The organism is Umezakia ovalisporum Ak1311, assembly GCF_029891685.1.
GTDB lineage: Bacteria > Cyanobacteriota > Cyanobacteriia > Cyanobacteriales > Nostocaceae > Umezakia > Umezakia ovalisporum.
The window spans coordinates 1-20,825 of the sequence record NZ_JANQDJ010000083.1; the positions used below are offsets into that span (position 1 = coordinate 1).

The 20,825-nt window shown below is 42.1% G+C and carries 14 protein-coding genes; 6 read left to right on the forward strand and 8 right to left on the reverse strand.

Annotated elements, in window-relative coordinates; genetic code table 11:
- On the reverse strand, positions 1-4,276 hold a 4,276-nt coding region (locus NWP25_RS16345; protein ID WP_280699792.1), incomplete at its 3' end, for a choice-of-anchor I family protein.
- A gap of 889 nt (positions 4,277-5,165) precedes the next feature.
- Here NWP25_RS16345 and NWP25_RS16350 point away from each other — a divergent pair.
- Positions 5,166-6,428 (forward strand): ribulose bisphosphate carboxylase small subunit, encoded by a 1,263-nt coding sequence (locus NWP25_RS16350; RefSeq protein ID WP_280699794.1) that lies wholly within the window; start codon positions 5,166-5,168, stop codon positions 6,426-6,428.
- A 113-nt stretch (positions 6,429-6,541) separates the two neighbouring features.
- Here the strand turns inward: NWP25_RS16350 and mgtE are convergent, their stop codons facing one another.
- From mgtE to NWP25_RS16375, 5 genes are all read right to left on the reverse strand, one after another.
- Entirely contained in the window at positions 6,542-7,909 is a 1,368-nt protein-coding gene (mgtE, locus tag NWP25_RS16355; RefSeq protein WP_280649497.1) for a magnesium transporter, read from the reverse strand.
- A gap of 536 nt (positions 7,910-8,445) precedes the next feature.
- A complete protein-coding gene (locus NWP25_RS16360; RefSeq protein ID WP_280656233.1) occupies positions 8,446-8,874 on the reverse strand; it encodes a hypothetical protein in 429 nt (142 codons plus the stop codon).
- A 122-nt stretch (positions 8,875-8,996) separates the two neighbouring features.
- Positions 8,997-9,578: a DUF2459 domain-containing protein gene (locus NWP25_RS16365; protein WP_280649498.1), complete on the reverse strand. Its 582-nt coding sequence runs from the start codon at positions 9,576-9,578 to the stop codon at positions 8,997-8,999.
- Positions 9,579-9,597: 19 nt separating this feature from the next.
- Positions 9,598-10,392 (reverse strand): superoxide dismutase, encoded by a 795-nt coding sequence (locus tag NWP25_RS16370; RefSeq protein WP_280649499.1) that lies wholly within the window; start codon positions 10,390-10,392, stop codon positions 9,598-9,600.
- Between the two features lie 76 nt (positions 10,393-10,468).
- Entirely contained in the window at positions 10,469-10,819 is a 351-nt protein-coding gene (locus NWP25_RS16375; protein WP_280699796.1) for a phage holin family protein, read from the reverse strand.
- 645 nt (positions 10,820-11,464) lie between these two features.
- On the opposite strand from NWP25_RS16375, the gene NWP25_RS16380 reads away from it, so the two are divergent.
- Positions 11,465-11,854 carry a hypothetical protein gene (locus tag NWP25_RS16380; RefSeq protein WP_280649501.1) on the forward strand — a complete coding sequence of 130 codons (390 nt, stop codon included), beginning with the start codon at positions 11,465-11,467 and terminating at the stop codon, positions 11,852-11,854.
- Positions 11,855-11,906: 52 nt separating this feature from the next.
- Here the strand turns inward: NWP25_RS16380 and NWP25_RS16385 are convergent, their stop codons facing one another.
- Together NWP25_RS16385 and NWP25_RS16390 are read right to left on the reverse strand one after the other, a co-directional pair.
- Positions 11,907-13,034, reverse strand: a complete 1,128-nt coding sequence (locus NWP25_RS16385) for a site-2 protease family protein (RefSeq protein ID WP_280649502.1) — start codon at positions 13,032-13,034, stop codon at positions 11,907-11,909.
- A 268-nt stretch (positions 13,035-13,302) separates the two neighbouring features.
- On the reverse strand, positions 13,303-14,424 hold the full coding sequence (locus NWP25_RS16390; protein WP_280649503.1) for an HhoA/HhoB/HtrA family serine endopeptidase: 1,122 nt from the start codon (positions 14,422-14,424) through the stop codon (positions 13,303-13,305).
- Between the two features lie 200 nt (positions 14,425-14,624).
- Here NWP25_RS16390 and NWP25_RS16395 point away from each other — a divergent pair, with 200 nt between their 5' ends.
- The 4 genes from NWP25_RS16395 to rppA are packed head-to-tail and all read left to right on the forward strand — an operon-like array spanning position 14,625 to position 20,749.
- Positions 14,625-15,326 (forward strand): DUF305 domain-containing protein, encoded by a 702-nt coding sequence (locus tag NWP25_RS16395; RefSeq protein WP_280649515.1) that lies wholly within the window; start codon positions 14,625-14,627, stop codon positions 15,324-15,326.
- A gap of 15 nt (positions 15,327-15,341) precedes the next feature.
- Entirely contained in the window at positions 15,342-16,916 is a 1,575-nt protein-coding gene (locus NWP25_RS16400; RefSeq protein WP_280649504.1) for an efflux RND transporter periplasmic adaptor subunit, read from the forward strand.
- Positions 16,917-16,955: 39 nt separating this feature from the next.
- Complete coding sequence (locus NWP25_RS16405; RefSeq protein WP_280699800.1) at positions 16,956-20,060, forward strand: efflux RND transporter permease subunit; 3,105 nt, start codon at positions 16,956-16,958, stop codon at positions 20,058-20,060.
- Complete coding sequence (gene rppA / locus NWP25_RS16410) at positions 20,057-20,749, forward strand: two-component system response regulator RppA (protein WP_280649506.1); 693 nt, start codon at positions 20,057-20,059, stop codon at positions 20,747-20,749. Before NWP25_RS16405 ends, rppA begins: the two co-directional genes overlap by 4 nt.
- Positions 20,750-20,825 lie beyond the last annotated feature (76 nt).

The following is a 20,825-nucleotide window of genomic DNA, read 5'->3' on the forward strand; positions in this document are numbered from 1 at the left end:
GATCACGACCGGAACCACCAAACAGCATTTGCCCACGGCCTTCGGCAACCTGGAGGTTGTCATGGTCAGCACCGCCTAGAAGGATGTTAGACTCGGCAGCTTCAATGACTATGAGACTATCATTACCCTTACCGCCATCTACAACACTGGTATGGACAGGACTTTGTGCTCCTAAGTATATGGTGTCATCACCGGCACTAGCACTGGCATAAGTTTCGCTAGCGACAAAAATTGTATCGTCGCCCTTGCCTGCGTATATCTCAACCTGAGAGGTTTGACTTGCTTCCACATCGTCATCACCATCCCCTGTGAACACGGTAAATCCAGATTCAGCCTTGGTTAACATTAGTTCATCAGTACCGGGAGTACCGCTAACAACCGTTTGGTCGATGACTGTATCCTCTCGGAAGGCTAGGTTTTGTAGTCGTTGATCGAACTCACGAGCTGTATCTGCTTGACTGAAGGGTGTATTCAGGAAGTTTTGGAATAGGTACTCTGCTAAGGCATCTTGCTCAGTGCCATTGGGGGCAAAGGTGGCATTGCCACTGCGAGAAGCATTGGCTGATTGAGCTAAATCTACTCGGTTGGCGCTTTCGCCTTGGGGGAACGGATATCCATCACCACCACCAGCCAAGAAGTTGAGGGTAACCATCCGGAAGGTGCGGTTGGGGTCACCAACAATTTGGCCTGCTTGAACCACTACATCTAGGTCTTTGCCGGTTTCGTCTTCAATAGCTAGAGAAATAACGCGGTTACCTGGTTCACGGGTGAGGTCGAAGCTGAAGGAGAATCCGGCAATCTGAGGGAAACTTCCCGGAGTTGCAGAATCATCTGGTCTGCTGAAGGCTACTGCGTGTTCTGCCAAAGCTAATAATTCTGTAGCAGTTACGGTCAGCAAGGTTAAGCCATTATTGAAACTGAGGGCATTGGCAATGTCGTTTTGAGAAATGCCTCCTGCGGGCTTGACAACGTTACCTTCAACATCCAATACGGCTTCGTTGGGCAAAGTCTGAACTTCTCCAGTGCTGCCTGTGGGCACAACTACCCGGCCAATGCTGTTGCGAATGCCACCTCCATTCTTCAGGGAAATCAACACTTCCGAGTCTACTTCCTTGGCGATGGACAGATTGGCATCGGCTGTGAGGTTACCCAAGTTCGTTTCTTGTCGGCGCACACTGGTGCGATCGCCATTGAGATGCACTGTACTAATGCCGAAGACGTTGCTTTCCTGCTGCACCACAACATTACGCAGGGTATCGACAATTGCTTGAATTTGCGGATCAACTAGATTGCTAGCTTCTAACTCTGCCACTCCCTGAGCATCGGTAGCATAAGCACCACTGATGTCTGGGTTATAGCTGTCGGGAGTAACCACGCCATTGGCATCAAAATCGATGACTAGACGACCGACGTATTTGTAGTTACCATCGGTATTTACTACAGCGACGGGATTGCCATCAGCATCGGTTTTGAAGATGGGATAAGTACCTTGGTTCCCATCTCCAGCCCGGAGGCGGTCGTTTGCATCGAACAGACGAGTATTAGAGCCGCCTGCTACAATAATGTCCACATCGCGCAGTCGAGTTGCCAATTCTTGCTCAATAGCTAACTGCTGCATATGAGCAAGTAAGACCACTTTGTTGATATCGGGGTTAGCTGTTAACAGGGCATCGACATCAGTTTGAATCTCAGCTGCCAAAGCATCGAGCTGAGTAGAAGTAGGACGACCATCAAAGGGCTGCGGGTTAACAGTGACATTCCCTGGACTAGAGATTACACGCAGAGTTGGTGTAGTAGCTCCAACTATCCCGATTTTTTCGCCATGGACATCAATCACCACACTGGCGGCAATGCTGTTAGGTTGAGGAGCTTGGCCATTAGAAACTACCAGGCTAGCCAAATTACTATCAGTGCTAAAGTCCAGGTTAGAACTCAGGTAAGGAAAAGCAGTTCCAGGGAAGTTAGCCGCGTCATCGCCGGCAATCAAGTCTTTGACCACTGCTGTACCGAGGTCAAACTCGTGATTACCAAAGGCAATGGCCTGTACACCCAAGGCATTCTGAATCAAAATGTCCCCCCGGCCTACACTACCATAGGCTGATTTAGAGGCGTTCAGGAACAGACCCGGAATGTAGGCATCGCCGGAGGAAAGAATCAGGGTATTGGGGAAGCCAGACACACCATCGTTGTCAATATCCTGTGCTTTCAGGGCATTCAGCACCGCCGAGAAGCGAGGCGCGTCTTCAAAAGCAGGAATAGCTGCTTCCTGGTCGGCAAAATGGAACAATTGCAGAGTGAAGGGCGCAGGAGCAACTTCAAACAGAGAGGTAGTACCACTGACTTCATTAGCCACTGCCACTAGAGGGTTTCCATTAGGGCTATCTGCGTCGGGGATGAAAATTACACCCTCGGCACCCAAATCTCCAGCTTGTGCTGAATTAGAAGGAACATTAAAGTTGCGATTGTTAAAGTAGTCTACAAAAAAGGCTTCAGCAGGATTAGTAATGTCGTAGATCATCACCCCGCCGACGCGCTCAAGACCAACAAAGGCATAGGTGCGCCCGTTGAGTTCACCAATAGCCACTCCTTCTGGTTCTGGTCCTTTGTCGTCGCTGCGATTATCAAAGTTGTTGCTACTGTGATTGGAGTTAAAGTTGCCGGGTAATCGCCTGCTGATGATTTCCTCAAACTCAGCACCACTGTCATATATGAGATTGCCCTCAGTATCCCAAATGCTGAAGGAACGTCCGCCAAAAGCATATAGCTCCCTGTAGGCTTCGGTGGAGGTCAGCTGTCCTCGAATTTCCCCGCCCGGATTCCTGACTGTGTGCACATTAAAGTACAAATTCACATCATCACCAATGTTGACATCCCGTAAGGCAGGGACAAATTGGCTCAGAGACTTATTAGCTGGGTCACTTTCCTGCCAGATGCCCTTGATGGTAGTGGAACCATCCTCATTGATGGTAAAGCTCATATCCGGGTCTTGGTTGGGGCTTAAAATTCCCAATACCACTGGACCATTTGCACCGGCTGCTGCTTCATGCAAATGCAGCATAGTAACATTATCGGCGGTATCAGGTGTTTGGGGATTCAACCCCAAAATGGGGCCAAAGTCCAGCCCTGCCACCGTTAGTTCGTAGCTGAGGGCAGTGGGGTTGTCGTTGAGTTTCAGAACGGCACTGCCACTAGCTCGAGTAGTAACAGGAATTGTTTCCTGAGTGCCACTGAGTTGGGACTTAAAGAAGACTTTATCGCTAATACCCTTAGTGGTGGTGACTGTGAGGCGACCCAGATTTTCATCTGCTTGAAGTTCACGGGCATTGGGGAAGGTATCGCGGTCGAGTACCAAGTTCTTTACCCTAGACTCTTCACTGAATCCGTCATAGTCCCGGGCATCTCCTTCGTTGGCGGTGACAATGTAAGTCTGTCCGTTCGCTTCGTAGAGTTCAATCTCATCTGGCTGGTACATGCCAAAAAGATTGGGATAGTTAGTGATGTTGATTTTGCCATCGCGATCGCTTACATCCAGAGAATTATTCGCACTACCGTGGGGCTTATAACCGAGGGGTAAAATCTTTGTGACGCTACCAGAGGCGATATCTACTACTGCAATGGCGTTATTCTCTTGGAGGGCTACGTAGGCGGTGTGAGAATCCTTAGAAACTACGATGTATTCTGGCTCTAAATCTTGGGCTACGCTAGCATTGGGTCCAAAAATGCGAACTCCGGCGGAAATTAAAGCTTCTTTCTGATCATTAAAGGTGGTGAACTCAACGGTTGTTATGTTGGCTTGGGTGAGGTTGTCAATGCCGCCGGAAATATCAATAATACTGACAGAACCCTCTGGATCGATGTTGTAATCATCGTTGGGTTCTCCTTCGTTAGCTACCAGTACCTTTGTGCCATCGGGGGTAAATAGCAGCATATCTGGTAAAGCACCCACGGTCACAGCTTTGAGGAATTGACCATTAGTGTTAAAGAAGACTACGCTGCCGGGTTCTGTGTTTACAGTATTAGCGATGGCTACCGCCACGATGCCGTTAGATACTGCTACACTGTTGGCTTTCGCACCATAGGCTGATGGATCAATATTAAACAGTTTGGTTGGATTTGTGAGGTTGTTAATATCTAGCACTTCCACCGCCGGAGCGCTGGCGTTAACTACAAACAACCTTTTAGTGGCTGGATCGTGGACAACAATCTCAGCAGCGCTAGAGTCAAAGATGTTAGTCGCGTAGGTTCCAAGCAGATTCAGTTGAATTTTATTAGACATAGTACGTTTATAAAAATTAAAACTGGCAAAAACAGGGTGTTGATTCCTGGACATCTCAAAATTTTCAGTAAATTCACTGTTGACTGAATCACGTTAAACTTTGAGAGCTGGCACAGATTGGAGCTAAATAAAATGCGATCCAATGTTTGGGCGTTACCTAGAAAGATATAGGTGCAGCGTTGATGAGCAGGTAACGTATCAATCAGCTTTTTATGGGATACCCCTAGAGTGTCTTCAAACGTGGAAATAAGTTCATTTGATGCACCCAAAAAAAGTACGGTGGCTCGGTTAGGATTATACACGACTAGCGCTCCTACCCTTTGGGGGCACTGGATTCACGCCAATTTTTTCTGAAAGCATGAAAATATGCGTAATCTAATAGTGTAATTAATTCCCCACGCCCCACCCGGAAGGGGCTTGTTTGTGCAAGCGAAACGCCTACTCTACGGTTGTTCATAAATTTTGGAGAATCACTATAATCACTGATATATAGTCCAGTGTAAAAGTTAAGGAATTTCTATAAAATAATTAATAGAAGTTTAAAAATAGCTCTTTTTCATATAATCCTCCCGAACCCAAAACTGTCTAGCATGACGAAAGTTGCAAGGATGCTACTGCGACCTGCATGGGTATTGACTATGATGTGGAAGCTCTGGCTATTAAAATATAGGTAAAAAATAAAACCTTATTAGCCTACAACTGAACCTAGTTGACTTTAATTTATCTCTACATGTTGAGATATAAATTGAATATAAAAACTTAATACTTTCATGGAGTAACCAATTCTAATGCTCGTGGCGTGGGGTTACTGTACCTCTACCAGAAGATAAATTAACAAGATGTACCAAAAAAACCTAGCATTATTTTAATATCTTCAATTAATAAGATTATGAGTTACTACATTGCTCCCCGTTTTCTGGACAAACTTGCAGTTCACATCACCAAAAACTTCCTGGATCTTGCTGGTGTGCGAGTTCCCTTGATTTTGGGTATTCATGGACGCAAAGGCGAAGGAAAGACGTTTCAATGTCAGTTAGTCTTCGAGAAAATGGGTATTGAAGTGACTCACATATCTGGGGGAGAATTGGAAAGTCCAGATGCAGGAGACCCGGCGCGGTTGATTCGTTTGCGCTATCGGGAAACCGCAGAATTAATCAAAGTGCGCGGTCAAATGTGTGTGCTGATGATTAATGATTTAGATGCTGGTGCTGGACGCTTTGATGAAGGTACGCAATACACAGTAAATACGCAGTTAGTCAATGCCACATTGATGAATATTGCTGATAATCCTACAGATGTGCAATTACCGGGGAGCTACGACTCTACACCATTACGTCGGGTACCGATTATTGTCACAGGTAATGATTTTTCCACTCTCTACGCGCCATTAGTTCGCGATGGACGGATGGAGAAATTTTATTGGGAACCCAATAGAGACGATAAAGTGGGGATTGTTGGCGGTATTTTTGCACAAGATGGACTTTCGCAACGAGAACTAGAACAACTAGTTGATACTTTTCCTCATCAATCTATCGACTTTTATAGTGCTTTGCGATCGCGCATTTATGATGAACAAGTACGTGATTTTATTTATCAAGTCGGTTTCGAGGCTGTATCGTTGCGTGTGGTCAACAGTACAGAGAAGCCACCAGAATTTAAAAAGCCTGATTTCAGCTTGTCTCACCTGATTGCATCTGGTAAGTTGATGGTGGCTGAACAACAAAGGTTGCAAACTTCCCAATTAGTGGACGAATACAATCGCCTCAATCGACGTAGTCAAAATTATCAACCCGCACCACCTACGACTGTGACACCCAGCAATGGTTCCAACCAACCAAATAACGGTAATGGTTTCCAGAAACAGGGAGGAACAAACGCTCATTTAAGCCTAGAGACTCAAGAACAAATCCGACAAATTTTAGCTCAAGGTCATAAAATCAATTTTGAACACGTAGATGAACGTCGCTTCCGCACAGGTTCTTGGCAAAGTTGCGGTACAATTCGCATTGATACTGAGTCAGATGCAATGTCAACTTTAGAATCCTGTTTAGCTGAATATAACGGTGAGTATGTCCGCTTAGTAGGCATTGACTCCAAAGCTAAACGCCGGGTAGTGGAAACCATTATTCAACGTCCTAATGGCAAGAATTAGGGTTTGCCACATAAAGTAATGTAAATGATTTTGTAGGGTCTAAACTACCCCCCGGATGAATCTCTGGAGTGGTTCGGAATAGCCCCGTAACCCCATCAAAGAAACCACTTCTCTTACAATCCTAAAATCCATCGAGCTAAATTAAGATAAATTAAAACTCCCAAGACATCAACAGCAGTAGTAATAAAAGGCGCCGACATCAAAGCCGGATCTAACCCCATGGCGCGGAATACAAATGGCAAGGCGGAACCAGAAACTGAAGCTAAAACGCAGATAGAAACCAGACTTAATCCCACCGCCACTGCGACTAAGAAATTTCCTTGTAAGAAGAATGCCCACAGTATCACTACAGCACCTAACATGGCTCCTAGCAATATGCCGGCAATTCCTTCTCGTTTGATTATTTCTAAAGCTTCGTGAGGGCGAACATCTTCGGTATTCAAACCTCTAATCACGACAGTGGAAGACTGTGCTCCCACGTTCCCTCCGGTACCAATCAATAAAGGTATAAAGGCAGTTAAAGCAACTACTTTTTCTAAAATATACTCTTGGTTGGTAATCACCGCAGCTGTGGCACTGTTGGTTATTAACAAAATAAGTAACCAGACTACACGTCTACGGGCAACAGTAAATAAGTTAGTTTGAAAATAATTATCACCACCAGATTCTACAGCGCCCAATGTATAGATGTCTTCTGTGGTTTCTTGCTCTAAGATATCAAGCACATCATCCACTGTGACAATACCGACCAAACGCCGTTCCGCATCTACTACGGGAATGGCTACAAAGTCGTAGTGCTGAATTGTCCTGGCAACTTCTTCTTGGTCAGTACCTGTATGTACAAATACTACATCACGGGTCATAATGCTGCCAAGAGTTTGCTCTGGTTGAGCCAAAATAAGGTCTCGCAGTGAGAGAATCCCAGTTAAGTGGCGAGCATCATCAGTAACATAAATATAATAAATTGTTTCTCTCAAGTTAGCCAAAGAACGAATCTGCTCTAGTGCTTGAGTAATGGTCATATTTTCCTTGAGTGAGAGATACTCAGGAGTCATAATTCGCCCAGCAGTATTAGGGGCATAACCTAGCAGCAAAGCAGTTGTATCCCGTTCAGCCGGACTCAGTTGTTGCAATAGTCGCCTGACCACCTTAGCAGGGAGTTCGTCAAACAGACGCGCACGGTCATCAGGAGACATATTATCGACAATTTCCTGTACATCCTGACGTTTAAAATCTTCGAGTAGTGTTTGTTGTACGCTAGGATCTAGGTATTCAAACACCTCTATAGCCTCTTCCTTGGAAAGTAACCGAAATGCGATCGCCTGGGTAGCTTCTGGCAAACCTTCAATTGACTCCGCAATATCTGCAATCTGAACGGGAACTAACAAAGCTTTCGCACCCTGAAAGTTCTTTTGTTCCAGTAGGACTTGCAGCTGCTGGCGCACTAGCTCTTGTAACTCTTGTCTGGATCTGCTTTGCATATGTGAACTTAAAGCTGGCTGATTAATGTAGTATCCTATGAATATTTATCGAAAATTTGGGTCTAAAACCCCGTCTTTCTGGGACGGCTTTACCGATACTTTGCTACAATAGCAGCAAGTCGCCATTATTTCATGGGGAGACTTTAAATGGGCAGGGAGTGAGTGTAAGACTACTTCACTAGAAGGTTACTGTCCACTGTTAAGCAATCCTCCCTCATTCTCCACCCTGTAATGGCATGAAGATTGTATCATGTCAGAAGTAACTGAATCTCAAATACGGAACCTTTGCCTAGTTCACATCACTCACCACTGGTGTATGAATTATAGACAAATCTAAAGATAAGATTTATTTTCTACTGGAATGGAAGCATGGTAGCGGTTATCTCTTTGTCAGCTTTGGCGCTGTAACCAGGGGTAATCAATTGGTTGCTACATTGATACCACATATCACGAGTTATGCTTTCACAAGGGAAGTTTTAGCTTTGCATTCCAGCTGAAGTTTCAACACAGCACCTATATATTGATCAACATTATTGCTAAAACTTGCTACTAGGCAACAGTAAAATATCGATCATCTCACCCACTACCAAACCGGATAGGGCTAAGATGGTTAAAATCCAAAAAGAATCAGTTTTGTTAAAGCCAGCAAAACGCATTTCTAGGTCAGCCAAAAATGTAGTGGCTATGGGTATCAAAAAAAGACTAAAGAACAGCGACCAAGTTTCCACCAAGGCAACTGAGAGAATTAAAAATAACACCACCACTAAGATTCTAGATCCGAATGCAACTAACTGTTCCAACCAAGCAACAGTTTTTCTCACAATGGCTAAAGCCACAGCAGCAACAAAAGCTCCCGTTAACCAAATAATGTGATGAGCCGCAAGATACCACCCCAACAAAGCATAAGCTAACCAGAGTAGTACCAAGGGCATAATTGGAATTCTGTGAAAAAATCCCACATTCATCATTTTCTTTCCCTAGTTTTGAACAATCCAACAACAGGTATCTTAATTCTAATCAACAGCACCACCTAATTGCCACCTTTATCTTTGTTCACAAATACCTTCATACCTCGACATAGAATTTTTCACTGGGGGAGTTGCACTTGAAAATTAGCAACCAAAACAAAGCCATTAACCCGACAATCTAAATTCTTTAACCACACAACCAACTCGTGATTACTGTTATGGTACAAAGTATAGTTGAGTTCGTCTTGAACAAAATTCATTTGATTAACTGGATTGAATATCTTTGTCTCAATATTTTGGTTGAAGCGTTTATCCAAGGATTTTTTTAGCTGTGTTGCTTTGGCTGTGGCCACCGCAAAATTCAGGATGGTAACATCAGTATTCATAGCCTGCTGCAACTGAGCAAAATTCTCATATTTTCTCCTACCGAGAGTTCCCTGAGTCGGAATAAGCAGCGCTGCAATACCAGTGGCTGAGTCTTGCTGATTGAAGGCAAAATAACGCCAATCACCGTAAGCATACTGGATTAATCCTTGATTATCAGGCAAAACCAATCTCGAATGTAGGCCTAAATCAAGCACATAAACCGTGACTGGTTCCTCTGGATTAGCTGGGGGTATGATAGCCGTGGGAGAAGCGATTAAAACCAGTGATATCAAAGCTACTATAGCCAAAATGAATTTAGATATCCAATGCGACATTCTCTGACAAACCTTAACTCTAGGTCCCTTTTTGTAAGGAAACTAGCAATCGCTTGTTAATTTCTGGCCAATTCACGACCTTCCACCAATTATTTAAATACTCACCCCGGCGATTGCGATATCTCAGGTAATATGCATGTTCCCACACATCGTTACCCATAATCGGATATGCACCATCCATAATCGGGTTATCTTGATTCGCTGTGGTGACGATTTGTAATTGACCTGCGGGGTTACGCACCAGCCACACCCAGCCACTACCAAAGCGATCGCTTGCCGCTTTGTTAAACTGTTCTTTAAACTCTTCAAAACTGCCAAAAGTTTGGTTAATCTCGGTGGCAATTTCGCCTGTTGGTTCGCCACCACCTTCAGGACTCATAATTTGCCAAAATATTGTGTGGTTAAGATGTCCACCACCGTTATTGCGTACCTTTGTGCGAATCTTTTCCGGAACATCGTTTAAATTTTGCAGCAAAGCTTCAACGGTTCTTTTTTGCAAATATGGCTCTTGTTTGAGTGCATTATTCAGGTTATTCACATAGCTAAAATGATGTCCGTCATGATGTATTTTCATCGTTTCTGCATCAATAGCTTTTCCCAGTGCTGCATAATCATAGGGTAAAAGTGGTAGCTTTGCAGGGCTAGTACTAAGTTCCCCATCAGGAGAAGCCACAAGAGGAAACGTTGTCGCTGTGGGAGTTTTTTGGGGAGATTGTGAGTCAGCTACGGGTATTGGTTGACAAGATATGAGCAGAATTAGCACCAGCAATACTGTGAGCAAAAATGCAATTTTTGTGGGGATAAATCTGGACATAATTATTCACACCATCATTAATGTTTCTACTGATGAAAAATAAATTTTTCCTGTTATTTAACTAAAATTTTATTTTTTAAACCCCTGTTCTGACAATAGCTAAGAGAATAGAATTAACAACTGCTAAAGCCAAAGAACCAATCAATGCACTCCAAAAGCCCCATCTCAGGCTAAAACCAGGAACTAAAGCAGCAGCCAAGGCAAAAATAATTGCATTCAACACCAAGAAAAATAATCCAAAAGTGAGAATAATAAAAGGTAATGTCAATAAAGTCATAATTGGTAGTAGAGTTGCATTCAAAATTCCGAAAACAGCCGCAGAAATAGCTGCCTTATAAAAACTATCAATTTCAATTCCTAAAGGTAGTTTAGAAATAATTAAAAAGCTAATTGTAGTCACTAACCAAGTAATCAGAAAATTCAACATTGATATTTCCTCAAAATCTTCAAAATAGACGTGGTTGCTGAAAAAATATTATTACTCCATTCTATGTTCTATTGTTATTTTGTAATAAACAAATAAAATGTAAAAAATAAGTTTTTACTTTCAAAAAAAATTAAGCTTATTATCTGGTAAATTCTAACATAAAATGCTAATTATTTAAGCATAATTTTAATATATTTCTTTAGACATACAATTAAAATCCTTGAACAAAACTATCGGCAGATATAAGATATACTTAATTGTGATAATTATATAATTAAAAGATAAACAATATCTATATTTGATTGATGGTAAGTTAATATAGCTTTTATTTTTCCTACCTTAAGGTATGACAATTTTCATGAAAATATGCTAAACAGAAGTTACAAGATAACATAGTAATGTCAAAGGATTTAAGATTTGTTATTTCAACTCAAACGACAAAAATATAAGTAAATTGAAGAATAAGTTATAATTCTGAAAATTTATCCTTATTAGCTAATGTAATTCTTGGCAAAGTACCATAAATAATCAGTAATTAACCAATAGAAAAGCACTATTAACAGCCATCAAATCTTATGAGGATTCTTAAATTAGTAATTAACTTTCTATCAAAAATCAACTTGTATATAGCTGAGGTAAAATAATATGTCTTTTGAAAATATTTGGCTAAAAACAGTAGCTGAAGATAGAAATTTTTCTCAGGTAAATCCTAGTGAAATCAAACAAGAGCAAATGCAAAAAGACGGTTTGGATATCCCAGACATAGCTTTAACTTTATCCCCCGTAGCCTTGCTATTTAGTTGGATAATTTTTTTCATAATCCTGCAAAAAATTCGCACTTTTTTAGACAATAAGATGGTTTTTACCGTCAATGGTGGGCATAAAGTCCCCTGTAAAAACTGTCGATTTTATTCAAATAATCATTACCTAAAATGCGCCGTACAACCTTCTATTGTCCTTACTGAAGAAGCAAAAGATTGCTCGGAATATTCACCTAAAAATGGAAAATTTTCGCCAAATAGCCTCTTTAAGTAAGGTAAATTTATGTAAAATTATTTGCATTTTGATTTTCAATTTCAGTGACTTTTTAAGTAACCTGACCTAAATCTCGTTGTCGCTGCAACCAATTAGCTAAATCATTAGCAGTAATGATTCCCTTAAGTAAACCGTTTTGAATTACTAGTACACGACGGACTCCTGAATCTTGCATTTTTTGCAAGACCTTAGACATCTGCTCTTCTGGACGCGCAGTAACACCGTTTTCTGTGGTAACCATCGTATCCTTGACAGTGCGATATTTCCATTCTTCTCTGGGAATATCCTTGACCTGATTTAAAGTAATAATACCCACAGGATGACCATCTTCTGCCACAGGAAAAGACTGATAGCGACGATTGAGAAAATAATTATCTACTAACTCTTGGAGTTTAATGTCAGGACTGACGGTTTCTGGATAAGGAGTCATAATTTCTCGCGCCCGTATCCCTTGTAAACTCGTGCGAAGTAAAAGATCCTCATAGCTAGTTTCGGCAGCATTATACAAAAACCAACCGATGAGAATTAGCCACAGTCCGCCCAAAATCGCCCCAGCAAACATATCTAAAACACCGAAGGCAATTAACAAATAACTTAGCCATTTTCCGCCTGTAGAAGCGATTTTTGTCGCTTTTTTCAAATTTCCAGTATACTTCCAAATCAGAGAACGAAAAACACGACCACCATCTAATGGAAAGCCAGGTAACATATTAAAGATAGCCAAAGCCAAATTAATCGCAGCCAGGTAAGCAAAAATACCTGTAAATACCACACTCCAGCCAAAGTTTACGCCCACATACCAAATCAAGCCAAACAGACCAGACAACAGCAAACTCACAAGAGGACCCACCCCAGCTATTTGGAACTCATCCCCAGGAGTTTCCGCATCCATTCGAGTGCGTGAAACTCCACCAAAAATAAATAAAGTGATGTCTTCCACAGGAATTCCTTTAGCCCTGGCTACAAAAGAGTGAGAAAGCTCATGTGCCAGCAGTGATGCAAAAAATAGTAGTGTTGCTACTATACCCATGGCAAAATAAGTAGCACTGCTATATCCTGGGTAGCTCGTGGGAAATATACCCGCGCTTAAAGTCCAGAGGACAAGGAAGAAAATTAATAACCAAGACAAGTCTACTCGGATTTCAAATCCAAAAATAGAACCAAGACGAAAACCTTGCATAATAATTCGTAATTAGTAATTAAGAAAGTCTTCTTTTTTGTTTCCAATGGTTTGTAAATAGGTCTTGCTGAATCAAGTTTAAAACCTGATGTGCTTAGGCTCTCAAGGAAGAGTGAAAAAGCTATGAGGGATGTCCTCAAAACGCTGTTTCCTGTACTCAAAAATCAATTTTTCAGCAAATCCTAAATATCAATGTAAGTATAAAAAAATGTGATTTATTTTGCCTCTAGCAAATGATAGAGACATGACTTATGTCTTTTGATTGTTGCTATTTTGTCGGTAAAGCTTCTGGTTTAACTCTTACTTTTTGTCTGGTGCCATCGCGATTGATAATAATTTCCATCGTATCGCCAATATTAGTATTTTCTACTTGTTGCTGAACTTCCTTGATGTCTTTAATAGCAACATTATTAATACTTTCAATAATGTCACCAGGACGAATTCCACTACGGTAAGCAGGAGAGTTACGGACGACTCCCAGGACAATCACACCTCTATCCTGAGTAACTTTAATATCAGTATCACTTTGATTAATTTTCTCACTTAACTCAGGGTTCAACTGGGCCATTTGAATGCCGATGTAAGGGTGATCTACCCGTCCTTTTTCTATTAATTGTTCGGCAATTCTTTCGGCAGTGTTGATGGGAATGGCAAAACCTAGCCCTTGCGCTCCCTGGATGATAGCGGTGTTCATTCCAACCACCTCTCCTTGGGCGTTGAGTAAAGGTCCTCCAGAGTTACCTGGATTAATCGCTGCATCCGTTTGAATAAAGTCAACTCGCTCGGTTGGTACACCTAGTCCGGCAACAGAACGCTGTGTAGCACTAATAATACCTTGCGTCACAGTATTATCTAGTCCTAAAGGATTACCAATAGCGATCGCTGCTTGTCCCGCTATTAAATTATCTGAGTTACCCAACTGAACGGTCGGTAATTGACTAGCTTCAATTTTAACAACAGCGACATCAGTAACAGTGTCAACACCCACTACATCACCTTGAAAACGGCGACCATCTTTTAATAGAACTGTAACACTATCCGCATCTGCTACCACATGAGCATTAGTAAAAATTAGTCCATCGGCAGTAGTAATAAATCCTGAGCCAAGACCCTGTTGCACTTCTTCTCTGGTGGGCAATTCTCCTTGAAAAAATCTTTCTAGAACTGGGTCTGGGGATATTGATACAGTGCGCTTAGAGTCAATTCGCACTACTGCCGGGCCTACCTCTTGAACAACACGAGTTATGTAATTTATCTCGCTATTGGTGTTTGATTTCGCTAATACACTTCGGACTATTGGTTGTTCAGCATTCCTCACATCTCTGCCAGAGATGCAGCCGGTCATTAGTAAAATTAAACAAAGAGCAGGTTGCTTGAGAAGTCTTTTCATAGATCATACTCTGGGATTCGGGAATAAATGCCCAATCGCCTTGAGGGGATGTTTTATTTTCTATTGTAGCCAAACTAATAGAAGCATTTCATCCTGGTTTCATGTTTATCTGCAATGCTGAGTAAGTAGGTCAGCAGAAATAGACCTAAGTATGTTGCGAAAAGTAAACACGCCTAAACTGTTACTAATGACCAATGACTATGGAAATTTTATCTTTGAGAAATAATTTGTTGGCGTTGAGCTTTGTTTTGTTTACATCATTAATTAGTGGAGTTTTGACGGCTTGTTCTCCCGGTACAACCGAAAACTCCAATAATACTGGTGAAATAAGCGATTGCACAAATTGCAGTGCCGGAGACAATCGCCAGCAAGTCAACCACACTGATGTAAATCACGACATGGATTTAGGGCCAACCGATACCAACTATAATTTACGTTTCATTGATGGTATGATTCTGCACCACCAAGGTGCAGTGGAGATGGCCAAGGAGGTACAACAAAAATCACAACGTCCCGAACTCAAGCAGTTAGCAGACGCAATCATTACAGATCAAAACCAAGAAATTGGTCAAATGCAGCAGTGGCGAACAGCTTGGTATCCCAACGCCAAAGATGAACCAATGGCTTACCACAGCAAAATGGGTCACATGATGGAAATGACACCAGAACAAAAGCAATCCATGATGATGTCCGTAGACTTGGGTGCAGCTGATAGCAAATTTGACCTGCGCTTTATCAATGCAATGATTCCTCACCATGAAGGTGCTGTAGTTATGGCAAAAGATGCTTTAGAGAAATCTCAACGCTCAGAAATGAAGAAACTGGCACAAGAAATTATCAAAGCTCAAGAAGCCGAAATTAAGCAAATGAAACAATGGCGACAAGCTTGGTATAACCAGTAAGGACTTTTGATTGCAATGCCTAATTCTCTAGCTTTTTCGGTACTAGTAGCCGTGCTGAGTTCCACGTTATTAACTAATCCCATCATAGTATTTGCTCATGCTGGACACGGTGACAAATTCCATAGTGGTAGTGACTCCACACCTTCTCTGACCCCAATTAAAGTTGATGCACAAACTTCTCAACGGCTGGGAATTAAAGTTGAGCTAGTCAAACGCCAATCATTAACTACAAGTATCAAAGCAAATGGACAAATAGAAACTCTACCCAGTCAACAAGCCCAAGTAACTACTCCCATTGCTGAGGCAAAACTAGTAGAACTATTGGTAAAACCTGGAAAATTAGTAAAACGAGGTCAACCCCTAGCAGTGGTATCTAGCCCTGAGTTAGTATCCCTGCGCGTCGAATCTGAAGAAAAATTAGCACAAAGTCGCGCCGAACTACAACAAGCCCAAGCAGATTTAAAATTAGCTCAACAAAATTACCATCGCTTGCAAAAAGTTGCGGTTGCGGAAATTGCTCAAGCTCAAACTCAAGTAGCATTTGCTCAAGAAAAGTACGACAAAGACCAAAAATTAGCCGATGCGGGTGCTCTACCACAGCGTAATGTCCTAGAGTCCCAAACCCAACTGGCTCAGGCCAAAGCACAACTAGCCACAGCTAACAGCAGCCGTGATGTAATTGCTGCCCAAAATCAACTCCAACATGCCCAAGCCGCAGTAGAATTAGCTCAATCACGAATTACTCTTAGTAAGAGTATTTATAAAACTCGGCTACAACAATTAGGAATCCGTGGTAATGACCAAGGATTAATCACAATCACAGCCCCGATTTCTGGTACAGTTGCTCACTGGGAAGTCTCCCTTGGTCAATCATTCTCAGATGCAGGTGACAAGCTGATGACAATTGTCAACGACGGTCAGGTATTTGCCACAGCTAATATATATGAAAAAGACTTAGAGCAAGTCAAAACCGGACAAAAAATTTTAGTCAAAGTTCCATCTCTACCTGAGCGCACATTTACGGGACGCATCACCATAATTAGCTCTCTAGTGGGTGAAACGCGAGTTGTACCGGTGAAAGCAGAAATTATTAACTCAGAGGGATTACTCAAACCAGGGATGTTTGCCCAACTAGAAATTCTTACGGACCAAAAATCCCCAAATATCTTAGCAATACCCAGTGCAGCCGTAGTAGAAGTCAACAGTAAACCGCAGGTCTATTTACAAAACAGTAACGCCTATCAACCCTTAGAAGTGACTCTAGGTCAAACTTTTGGGGACATGGTAGAAGTCAAAACTGGCTTATTTGAGGGAGATTTAATAGTAACTCAGCGTGGGCCACAACTTTATGCTCAATCTTTGCGGGGTGGAACTGAACCTAAAACACAGGAGCATCAACACCCCCCAGTTAACTCAAAACCGACAACACCAAGCTTATCACTCTGGCTCATAGCTATTACAGGAGGGAGTGCGATCGCCTGTTTAGCTTTCATCATAGGTGCATTCTGGTCTCACCGTCGCCAGTTCCATGTACTACCACTCATCAACTCCCAGATCGACCAAGAAATATATGACAACAACACAAAATAAACCTCTAAGCCCTTATGGGTTTCCCAATCTTCAACAAATATGCTGAACACCATCCTCAAATGGTCAATTACCCAACGCTGGATAGTTGTACTCGGAGCAGTCATGATCACTTGCTTGGGTGTATATAACCTCACCCAGATGCCACTAGATGTCCTCCCAGATTTTGCTCCCCCTCAAGTAGAAATTCAAACAGAAGCTCCAGGACTAGCACCAGAAGAAGTAGAATCCCTCATTACCTTGCCTATAGAAAGTGCCATGAATGGTACACCAGGAGTAGAAACAGTGCGTTCCTCCTCTGCCCTAGGGATTTCCGTTGTCAAAGTCATCTTCAACTGGGATACTGATTTTTATCAAGCCAGGCAACTTGTGACAGAACGCTTACAACAAGCACAACCAAAACTGCCAGAAGGTATAGAAAATCCGCAAATTTCCCCAATTACTTCTCCCATTGCCACAGTTTTACAGTACGCCTTCACCTCCGAAAGTATCCCACTCATGGAAGTGCGGCGTTTGGTAGATAGGGATGTTACCAATCGCCTATTAGCTGTACCCGGTGTTTCTCAAGTGATTGCCTATGGTGGTGATATTCTTCAGTATCAGGTATTAGTTGACCCTGGCAAATTGCAAGCTTTTAATGTCACCTTAGATCAAGTCACAACCGCCACTCAAGAAGCTAACGTTAATGCTGCGGGTGGTTTGTTAATTAGTCCAGACCAAGAAGTCATTATTCGCGGTTTGGGGCGTATTGAATCCATTGATCAACTGAGAAAATCAGTGGTCACCTCTCGTAATAATATACCCGTATTACTGGAAGATGTCGCTGATGTTCGTATTGGTGCAGGTTTAAAACGTGGGGATGCTAGCTTAGACGGTCAGCCAGCAGTTGTGGTCATGGTCAATAAGCAACCACAGAATGACACCCCCACAGTGACCAAAGCCATCCAACAGGCAATGATAGAACTGAAAGCTAGCCTACCAGCGGGTGTCACAGTTAAAGAAACCTTCCGCCAAGAAAACTTTATTACATCCGCCATCGCTAACGTTACCAGTTCTCTGCGGGATGGCACAATTATCGTTTCCATGATCCTGTTCATGTTTTTGATGAACTGGCGCACCGCCATTATTACCTTAACCGCCATTCCTTTATCCGTGCTCATTGGCATGATCATTCTCAGCTACTTTGGTCAAGGTATCAATACCATGACACTGGGAGGTTTAGCCGTGGCCATTGGGTCAGTAGTGGATGACTCCATTGTGGACATGGAAAACTGTTATCGAGGTTTACGCCAAAACCAAGCAGCAAGTAATCCGGTGCATCCCTTCAAAGTTGTTTATGACACCTCCGTGGCAGTGCGCACCAGTGTAATTTTTTCTACAGTCATTATCGCTGTTGTCTTTGCACCCATTTTCACCCTCACAGGTGTCGAAGGTCGGATATTTGCACCAATGGGAATTGCCTATTTAATTTCAATTTGTGCCTCAACTTTCGTAGCAATGACCTTATCCCCGGCACTTTGTGCAATTTTATTAGCAAATCAAGAACTACCCACAAATGATACTTGGGTGAGTGCTTTAACACAGCGCCTATATGCACCTATCCTCAGTTTTACTACTCGTTTTCCGACAATTATTTTAGTTGTGGCTACAGCTTCCTTAATCGCTGCCTTAGTGATTGTATTTAGTTTAGGAAGGGTATTTTTACCAGAGTTTCAGGAATCCTCTTTAGTGAATGCAATGGTGCTTTATCCTGGAAGTTCACTGGAAGCAACAAATCAAGTGGGATTTGCTTTGCAAGATGCACTTAAAGACGACCCCAGATTTAAAACAGTGCAGTTAAGGTCTGGACGCGCCCCCGGTGATGCAGATGCTGGCGGGGCTAACTTGGGTCATTTAGATGTGGAACTGAGCGACGAAGGGTTACACAATCGTGACAGCAGTATTGAAAAGCTACGTCAAGAATTTGCCAAAATTCCAGGAGTTGCACCTAGTATTGGCGGTTTTATCTCCCATCGAATGGATGAGGTATTATCAGGGGTAAGAAGTGCGATGGCAGTAAAAATATTTGGCCCTGATTTACCAGAATTGCGTCGTCTGGGGTCAGAAGTCCAGAATGTTATGGCTAACATTCCCGGACTCGTAGACTTACAACTCGAACCCCAAGTCCCCATTAGACAGGTACAAATTAAATTTATCAGAGAAGCAGCCGCCCGTTATGGCTTAACTGTGGGTAATCTCAGTCATATTCTAGAAACGGCCCTCAATGGACGAGTCGTTTCTCAAGTCCTAGAAGGACAACAATTATTTGACCTGGTAGTGTGGTTGCAACCAGAATCACGCCGTAATTTAGACATTATTCGCAATTTACTAGTAGATACACCCACAGGTCAAAAAATCCCCCTGGCTCAAGTCGCTAGTCTGGAGTATGGAACTGGCCCTAATACAATTAATCGGGAGAATGTCTCACGTTTGATAGTCGTGTCTGCAAATATTTCTCATCGAGATTTAGGTTCTGTGGTGGATGACATTCAAAATAAAATCAGTGGGTCAATACAGTTACCCACAGGCTACTTTATCCAATACGGCGGACAATTTGAATCAGAACAGCGCGCCACCCAAAATCTATTGTTATTTGGCGGAATAGCACTTGTCGTCATTGCAGTTTTAATGTACTTTGTCGTTAAATCTGTTGCTGCCATGCTCATGATTATGGTTAACTTACCTCTAGCACTGGTAGGCGGTATCATTTCCATTGCTGTGGGAGGCGGAATTATTTCTGTCGCTTCCTTGATTGGATTTATAACTTTATTTGGGGTAGCAACACGTAACGGCTTATTGCTAGTAGAAAACTACAATCATAAATTGGCACAAGAAATGCTCTTAAACCAAGTCATTATTGAAGGTTCAATGGAACGCTTAACCGCAATTTTAATGACAGCTTTAACTTCAGCTTTAGGAATGATTCCTTTAGTAATTGGTACAGGTGCAGGTAAAGAAATCTTGCAACCTTTAGCTGTAGTAGTGCTAGGGGGATTGTTTACTTCTACAGCGTTAACATTGCTAGTATTACCTGCATTATACTCTCGGTTTGGTAAGTTTCTCATTCCGAAACAAATACAAAAATCTGTAAAAGTAAAAGAGTTATGAGGGTGTTATTAGTTGAAGATGAACCAGATTTAGGTGCCGCTATTAAACGGACTCTTACCCAACACAAGTATTTGGTTGATTGGGTAATTGACGGAGATGAAGCATGGGCATATTTAGAAAATAGATGGACAGAATATACATTAGCTATTTTTGATTGGATGTTACCCAAAATTTCTGGTTTGGAATTATGTAAAAGATTGCGTTACTGTCATAATTCCTTACCTGTATTGATGCTCACAGCTAAGGATAGAATGGAAGATAAAGTCGCTGGACTTGATGCAGGGGCTGATGATTACTTGGTCAAACCTTTCGGTATGGCGGAATTGTTAGCAAGGTTACGCGCTTTACAAAGGAGATATCCCCAATTTCAGCCCCAAAAATTAACTTTAGGTAATTTAATTCTTGACTACGGGAATAATCTAGTTGTTAGTCAAAATGCTGCGGGTCATCATCAAGAAATTACCCTGACTAACAAAGAATTTCAGTTATTAGAATATTTGATGAAGCACCCAAATCAAATTATCACAACTGAACAAATTCGTCATCAACTTTGGGAAGTGGGTGCAGAACCTGTTAGTAATGTGGTAGCGGCACAAATGCGTTTGCTACGTCGTAAGTTAGCTAATTGTGGGTGCGAAAACATGATTGAAACTTTGCATGGTCTGGGATACCGTTTTAACTTTCACTAAGTTGAGAAAGATCCTTCGGCTCAGATTTCCGACTTCTTGAAGAAGTCGGAAATCTTGAGGTTATATTGATGATAAT

Excerpts from the sequence above, each read along its gene's own strand:
- NWP25_RS16350 (WP_280699794.1), top strand. The coding sequence starts at position 5,166 with ATGAGTTACTACATTGCTCCCCGTTTTCTGGACAAACTTGCAGTTCAC.
- mgtE (WP_280649497.1), bottom strand. The coding sequence starts at position 7,909 with ATGCAAAGCAGATCCAGACAAGAGTTACAAGAGCTAGTGCGCCAGCAG.
- NWP25_RS16360 (WP_280656233.1), bottom strand. The coding sequence starts at position 8,874 with ATGAATGTGGGATTTTTTCACAGAATTCCAATTATGCCCTTGGTACTA.
- NWP25_RS16365 (WP_280649498.1), bottom strand. The coding sequence starts at position 9,578 with ATGTCGCATTGGATATCTAAATTCATTTTGGCTATAGTAGCTTTGATA.
- NWP25_RS16370 (WP_280649499.1), bottom strand. The coding sequence starts at position 10,392 with ATGTCCAGATTTATCCCCACAAAAATTGCATTTTTGCTCACAGTATTG.
- NWP25_RS16375 (WP_280699796.1), bottom strand. The coding sequence starts at position 10,819 with ATGTTGAATTTTCTGATTACTTGGTTAGTGACTACAATTAGCTTTTTA.
- NWP25_RS16380 (WP_280649501.1), top strand. The coding sequence starts at position 11,465 with ATGTCTTTTGAAAATATTTGGCTAAAAACAGTAGCTGAAGATAGAAAT.
- NWP25_RS16385 (WP_280649502.1), bottom strand. The coding sequence starts at position 13,034 with ATGCAAGGTTTTCGTCTTGGTTCTATTTTTGGATTTGAAATCCGAGTA.
- NWP25_RS16390 (WP_280649503.1), bottom strand. The coding sequence starts at position 14,424 with ATGAAAAGACTTCTCAAGCAACCTGCTCTTTGTTTAATTTTACTAATG.
- NWP25_RS16395 (WP_280649515.1), top strand. The coding sequence starts at position 14,625 with ATGGAAATTTTATCTTTGAGAAATAATTTGTTGGCGTTGAGCTTTGTT.
- NWP25_RS16400 (WP_280649504.1), top strand. The coding sequence starts at position 15,342 with ATGCCTAATTCTCTAGCTTTTTCGGTACTAGTAGCCGTGCTGAGTTCC.
- NWP25_RS16405 (WP_280699800.1), top strand. The coding sequence starts at position 16,956 with ATGCTGAACACCATCCTCAAATGGTCAATTACCCAACGCTGGATAGTT.
- rppA (WP_280649506.1), top strand. The coding sequence starts at position 20,057 with ATGAGGGTGTTATTAGTTGAAGATGAACCAGATTTAGGTGCCGCTATT.